Origin of the sequence: Micromonospora sp. DT44 (assembly GCF_049841635.1) — a bacterium.
Lineage (GTDB): Bacteria > Actinomycetota > Actinomycetes > Mycobacteriales > Micromonosporaceae > Micromonospora.
In genome coordinates, this window is the sequence record NZ_JBNCKS010000011.1 from 134,781 (window position 1) to 140,658 (window position 5,878).

The following is a 5,878-nucleotide window of genomic DNA, read 5'->3' on the forward strand; positions in this document are numbered from 1 at the left end:
CGGGGCCGGCCGCCCCCCCCTCCCGCCCCCCCGCCCCCCCGCCCGCTCCCCCCCCCAGGGGGGGGCCGGGCCCCCCCCCCCCCCCCCCCCGACACCCGTTCCAGCTGGACCCCTCGTCACCCGTACGCCGGGGCTGCGTCCAGCCGGAGCCGCCACCGTGGTCCCTGGCCGGTGAGTCGGACGATCGCCAGCGGCGCGACGTCGAACTGCCGGTACGTCGCCAGCGGCAGATCCAGGGCGTGCACGAGCGCCACCCGGATCACCAGCGGGTGCGTGACGGCGGTGACCCGTCGGCCGACGTCGCGTTGCGCGTCCAGCCACCGACCGACGCGCTGGCGCACCGCGACGATCGACTCACCGCCGTGCGGCGCGGCGTCCGGCGTGGACAGCCACTCGCGTAGCGCGTCCGGCCGCTCCGCCGCGATCTCCGCGAGGGGTCGGCCCGACCAGTCGCCGTAGTCACAGTCGGCCAGGGCCGCCTCGATGGTGGGCGCGAGCCCGAGAACCTCGGCGGTCTCGACGGCCGCCGCCGCGGGGCTGGACAGGCACGCCACCGGGTCGCCTTCGCGACGGCCCGCACCAGCGGGGGACTGGGCGAGGGCGGCACGCCGGCCGCCCTCGTCCAGGCTGTCGTTCCCGCCGAACCGGGCCTGCCGCAGGGCGGCGGTGTGACCGTGGGCGACCAGCCGCAGGCTGGTGGCGCTCACCCGGCCAGTCGTGCGTCGGCGACCGTGCGCTGGCGGTGCATCAGGGCGGCGAAGAGCAGGCCGATCCCGGTCCACAGCACCATCTGGGTGCCGAGCGAGGCGAGTCGGAAGCTCCACAGCAGCGTCGCGGGGAAGTCGCCGGGGACCTCCTGGAACGACGGCAGCACCACATAGGACACGACGGTGACCAGCAGGAAACCGCCGACCGCAGCGCTGGCCCGCAGCCACACCGGCGCGTGCTCACCCACCGACCGGTAGCCGAGCGAACCGGACCAGACCGCGACCAGGCCGAGTACCACCATCAGCAGGTAGGTGACCGTGCGCTGGTTGATGGTGGACGGGTCGCCGACGGCCGGCGGATTCGGCGGGTACTTGAGGAACGGCACGATCACCGCGCCGAGTAGCGCACCGCCGGCCAGCAACAGCCCGGACCGCCCGTCGTCTGCGGTCCGCCGACGACGGCCCAGCAGGACGTACGCGCTGGCCAGCAGGCCGCCCATGGCGGCGCCGAAGAGGCCGGTGGCCAGGAACAGGCCGCCGCGTTGGGCGTTGCGGCCGACCAGGGCCTCCTCGCCGTGCTGGTGCCCGTCGGCGGTGGCCTCGGCGTGCTGGTGCCCGTCGGCGGCGGGCTCAGCCTGGGTGGCCGCCTCCTCGATGGCGATGGCCGCCTCGACGTGTGGTTCGCCGACGACGAAGGCGAACGTCCCGGCCAGCAGGCCGGCCACCAGGCCGGCGAGGAGCCCGCGCAGCAGGACCGTGACGAACGTGGGTGCGGTGCCGGTGCCGGTCAGTGGCACGGGACACCGAGCAGGTGCCGGCCGTCGTGCATCAGCTCGTGCAGGTACATCCCGCTGCGCGAGACCGCCCCCTGGTCAAAGGCGACGAGGTAGGTCAGCAGGGCGAGCACGGCGACGGTGGCCAGGACGGTCCACAGGAGACGGGTCGGGACAGCGGGGTGCGCCAGCGGCTGGCTGGAAGTGGAGCTGGACATGCGTGAACGAACCTCCTCGGGGATGACGCGTCCCCATCGCAAGGCTGCGGACGACCGAGCGTCCTGGCTCGCGCCCCCCGGGCTGGGGGCCGCTCACAGTGGCGCGACCGCGCCGGATTCTCACCGGCTTCCCTCGCGTCGCCGCAGATAGTGGGTCGACCGTATCGGTGCCGGTTCGCCTCGGTCAAGCCGTTGGCGACGGTCGGGGCGTCACCGCCCCGTCGGCCGGCTCCGAGCCGATCGACGAGGGTCGTCATCGTCGACCGCGACACGCCGAACCCGACATGTGGGGTGTGACAAACGAGCTCGCCCCTATATATGGTGTCGACCGCAGCTGGTTCGGCCACTCCTGGCGAGTGTTCGAGGCAAGAGGGAACCCGGTGGAAGTCCGGGACTGTCCCGCAGCGGTGAGTGGGAACGACCGCCGTCATCAGCACTGGGCCACCGGCCTGGGAAGCGACGGCCAGTAGGTGACCGGGCAGGCCCGGTCGCGCCCGCGAGTCCGAAGACCTGCCAGCGCACCGCGCACCCGAACCTCGGGTGCGCGGCGGTCCGAGGCCGCGTGGAACGGCTGACGCCACCTGACCCACGCTCGCGCTGGCGTGGCGTCGACGGCGTCCGTCTCCCCGCGTCCGAGGGCCCTTGAGGTCTCGAACTCCCGAGGAGTGAGTGGTGACAGTCACCCAGGTGGTCCCGGTCAGCGGCGAGGCCGCGCGGCGGACCCCGATGCAGGTGCGCAAGCGCGACGGCGGCACCGAACCCGTGGACGTGAACAAGATTGTCCGGGCGGTCGAGCGGTGGGCCGACGATCTCACCGACGTCGACCCGATGCGGGTGGCCACCCGCACGATCAGCGGCCTGTACGACGGCGCGACGACCGCCGAACTGGACCGGCTCTCCATCCAGACCGCCGCCGAGATGATCGGTACGGAGCCGCAGTACTCGCGCCTGGCCGCGCGGCTGTTGGCCGGCTACGTCGACAAGGAGGTGCGGCGCCAGGGCATCACCTCGTTCAGCGCGGCGATCCGGGCCGGCCACGCCGAGGGTCTGATCGGTGACGAGACCGCCGCGTTCGTCGCCGCGCACGCGAAGACGTTCGACGACGCCGTCGACGCCGACGGCGACCGTCGCTTCGAGTACTTCGGCCTGCGCACCGTCTACGACCGGTACCTGCTGCGTCACCCCACCTCAAGGCTGGTGCTGGAGACCCCGCAGTACTGGCTGCTGCGGGTGGCCTGCGGCCTGTCCCGTACGCCAGACGAGGCGGTCGACTTCTACCGGCTGATGTCCAGTCTCGCCTATCTGCCCAGCTCGCCGACCCTGTTCAACTCCGGCACCCGACACACCCAGATGTCCTCGTGCTATCTCGTGGACTCGCCGCGCGACGAACTGGACTCGATCTACGCGCGCTACGCCCAGGTCGCCAACCTGTCCAAGTTCGCCGGTGGCATCGGCATTGCGTTCTCCCGGATCCGGTCCCGCGGCGCGCTGATCCGGGGCACGAACGGGCAGTCCAACGGCATCGTGCCGTTCCTGCGCACACTGGACGCGAGCGTCGCGGCGGTCAACCAGGGCGGGCGGCGCAAGGGCGCGGCCTGCGTCTACCTGGAGCCGTGGCACCCGGACATCGAGGAGTTCCTCCAGCTACGGGACAACACGGGCGAGGACGCCCGTCGTACGCACAATCTCAACCTGGCCAACTGGGTCCCGGACGAGTTCATGCGCCGGGTCGAGGCCGACGAGATGTGGTCGCTGTTCGACCCCGACGAGGTGCCCGAACTGCCCGACCTGTGGGGCGAGCGGTTCGACGCCGCGTACCGGGCCGCCGAGGCGCAGGGCCGCTACGTGCGGCAGCTGCCGGCCCGCGAGCTGTACGGGAAGATGATGCGGACCCTGGCCCAGACCGGCAACGGCTGGATGACCTTCAAGGACGCCGCCAACCGGTTGTGCAACCAGACGGCCGAGCCGGGGAACGTGGTGCACCTCTCCAACCTCTGCACCGAGATCATCGAGGTGTCCAGCGACGACGAGACCGCCGTGTGCAACCTCGGCTCGGTGAACGTCGCCGCCCATCTGACCGATGACGGCATCGACTGGGAACGGCTGCGCGCCACGGTCCGGACGGCGGTGACGTTCCTCGACCGGGTCATCGACATCAACTACTACCCGACCCCGCAGGCGGCGGCGAGCAACCCCCGCTGGCGGCCGGTCGGGCTCGGGCTGATGGGGTTGCAGGACGTGTTCTTCGCGCTGCGGCTGCCGTTCGACGCGCCGGCCGCGCGGGAGCTGTCCACGCGGATCAGCGAGGAGCTGTACCTGACCGCGCTGGAGACCTCCGCCGACCTGGCCCGCGAGTTCGGCGCCCACCCGGCGTTCGCGCAGACCCGGGCCGCCCGGGGCCAGCTCCAACCCGACCTCTGGGGCGTTGAGGGTACCCAGACCGCGCGCTGGAGCGCGCTGCGTCAGCAGGTGCGGGAGTACGGGCTGCGCAACTCGCTGCTGGTGGCGGTCGCGCCCACCGCGACGATCGCGTCGATCGCCGGCTGCTACGAGTGCGTCGAGCCGCAGGTGTCCAACCTGTTCAAGCGCGAGACGCTCTCGGGGGAGTTCCTCCAGGTCAACACCGCTCTTGTCCGCGAGTTGAAGGCCCGCGGCCTGTGGACGGAGCAGATCCGGTCGGCGATCAAGCGGGCCGAGGGCTCGGTGCAGTCCGTCGTGGAGCTGCCGGCCGACGTGCGGGAGCTGTTCCGTACCGCGTGGGAGCTGCCGCAGCGTGCGCTGATCGATCTGGCCGCCGCCCGCGCGCCGTTCATCGACCAGTCCCAGTCGCTGAACCTGTTCCTGGCCTCGCCCACCATCGGCAAGCTCTCCTCGATGTACCTGTACGCCTGGAAGACCGGTCTGAAGACCACCTACTACCTGCGGTCCCGGCCGGCCACCCGGATCCAGCAGGCCACCGTCAGCGCGGTGACGCCCGTTGTCCCCGTCGCGGTCGATGCCGACGCGTTGGCCTGCTCGCTGGAGAACCCCGAGTCGTGTGAGGCGTGCCAGTGACCGTCGCCGACACCACCACCGACAGCACCATCGACGCGAGGACCACGCACATGCTGCTCGACCCCGGGATGGACCTGACTCTCCGTCCGATGCGCTACCCGCACTTCTTCGACCGGTTCCGGGACGCCATCCGCAACACCTGGACGGTCGAGGAGGTCGACCTGCACACCGACCTCGCCGACCTGGACCGTCTGTCGCCGGCCGAGCGGCACCTGGTCAGCCGCCTCGTCGCGTTCTTCGCCACCGGCGACACGATCGTCGCCAACAACCTCGTGCTCAACCTGTACCAGCACGTCAACAGTCCCGAAGGTCGGCTCTACCTGTCCCGGCAACTCTTCGAGGAGGCCGTACACGTCCAGTTCTACCTGAACCTGCTCGACACGTACGTGCCCGACGAGACCGAGCGGTTCGAGGCCTTCGCCGCCATCGAGAACATCCCGTCGATCCGTCGCAAGGCCGAGTTCTGCTTCCGCTGGATCGACTCGCTGGGCGACCTGCCGGAGCTGCGTACCCGCGAGGACCGGCGGACCTTCCTGCTCAACCTGATCTGCTTCGCGGCCTGCATCGAGGGGTTGTTCTTCTACGGCGCGTTCGCGTACGTCTACTTCCTGCGTTCCCGTGGCCTGCTGCACGGGCTGGCGTCGGGGACCAACTGGGTGTTCCGCGACGAGTCCATGCACATGGCGTTCGCGTTCGACGTCGTCGACACCGTACGCGCCGAGGAGCCGGATCTGTTCGACGACGACCTGGCCGACCAGGTCCGCCGGATGCTCGCCGAGGCGGTCGAGTGCGAGGTCCAGTTCGCCGAGGACCTGGTGGGCCAGGGGGTGCCCGGTCTCACCCTGGCGGACATGCGCCAGTACCTGCAGCACGTCGCCGACCGTCGGCTCGCCCAGCTCGGGATCGCGCCGCACTACGGGTCGGCCAACCCGTTCGCCTTCATGGAGTTGCAGGACGTGCAGGAGCTGTCCAACTTCTTCGAGCGGCGGGTGTCGGCGTACCAGGTCGGGGTGACCGGCACGGTCGCCTTCGACGACGACTTCTAGAACCAACGCCGTTCAGTTAGGCGGTGGGTGTGGTCGTCAAGGGTCCGGGCTGATGATGTTGATACTGGTGGTGGCCTGGT

5 protein-coding genes and 2 riboswitches are annotated in these 5,878 nt (G+C 70.9%); of the genes, 2 read left to right on the forward strand and 3 right to left on the reverse strand.

Annotated elements, in window-relative coordinates:
* Positions 1-116 precede the first annotated feature (116 nt).
* From ACLQ25_RS09065 to ACLQ25_RS09075, 3 genes are read right to left on the reverse strand one after another with little or no spacing between them, the layout of a single operon-like run.
* Positions 117-707 (reverse strand): histidine phosphatase family protein, encoded by a 591-nt coding sequence (locus tag ACLQ25_RS09065; protein ID WP_425730452.1) that lies wholly within the window; start codon positions 705-707, stop codon positions 117-119.
* Entirely contained in the window at positions 704-1,504 is an 801-nt protein-coding gene (locus ACLQ25_RS09070) for a CbtA family protein (protein ID WP_425730453.1), read from the reverse strand. The genes ACLQ25_RS09065 and ACLQ25_RS09070 overlap by 4 nt, the downstream gene beginning before the upstream one ends.
* The gene (locus tag ACLQ25_RS09075) at positions 1,495-1,698 is read right to left on the reverse strand and encodes a CbtB domain-containing protein (RefSeq protein WP_355050072.1); all 204 of its coding nucleotides are present in this window, start codon (positions 1,696-1,698) and stop codon (positions 1,495-1,497) included. Before ACLQ25_RS09075 ends, ACLQ25_RS09070 begins: the two co-directional genes overlap by 10 nt.
* 35 nt (positions 1,699-1,733) lie before the next feature.
* Positions 1,734-1,873: riboswitch (cobalamin riboswitch) on the reverse strand.
* 143 nt (positions 1,874-2,016) lie between these two features.
* Positions 2,017-2,230, forward strand: a riboswitch (cobalamin riboswitch).
* 194 nt (positions 2,231-2,424) lie between these two features.
* Here ACLQ25_RS09075 and ACLQ25_RS09080 point away from each other — a divergent pair.
* Together ACLQ25_RS09080 and ACLQ25_RS09085 are read left to right on the forward strand one after the other, a co-directional pair.
* Entirely contained in the window at positions 2,425-4,752 is a 2,328-nt protein-coding gene (locus ACLQ25_RS09080; RefSeq protein WP_425730455.1) for a ribonucleoside-diphosphate reductase subunit alpha, read from the forward strand.
* A gap of 50 nt (positions 4,753-4,802) precedes the next feature.
* Entirely contained in the window at positions 4,803-5,798 is a 996-nt protein-coding gene (locus tag ACLQ25_RS09085) for a ribonucleotide-diphosphate reductase subunit beta (protein WP_425730456.1), read from the forward strand.
* Positions 5,799-5,878 lie beyond the last annotated feature (80 nt).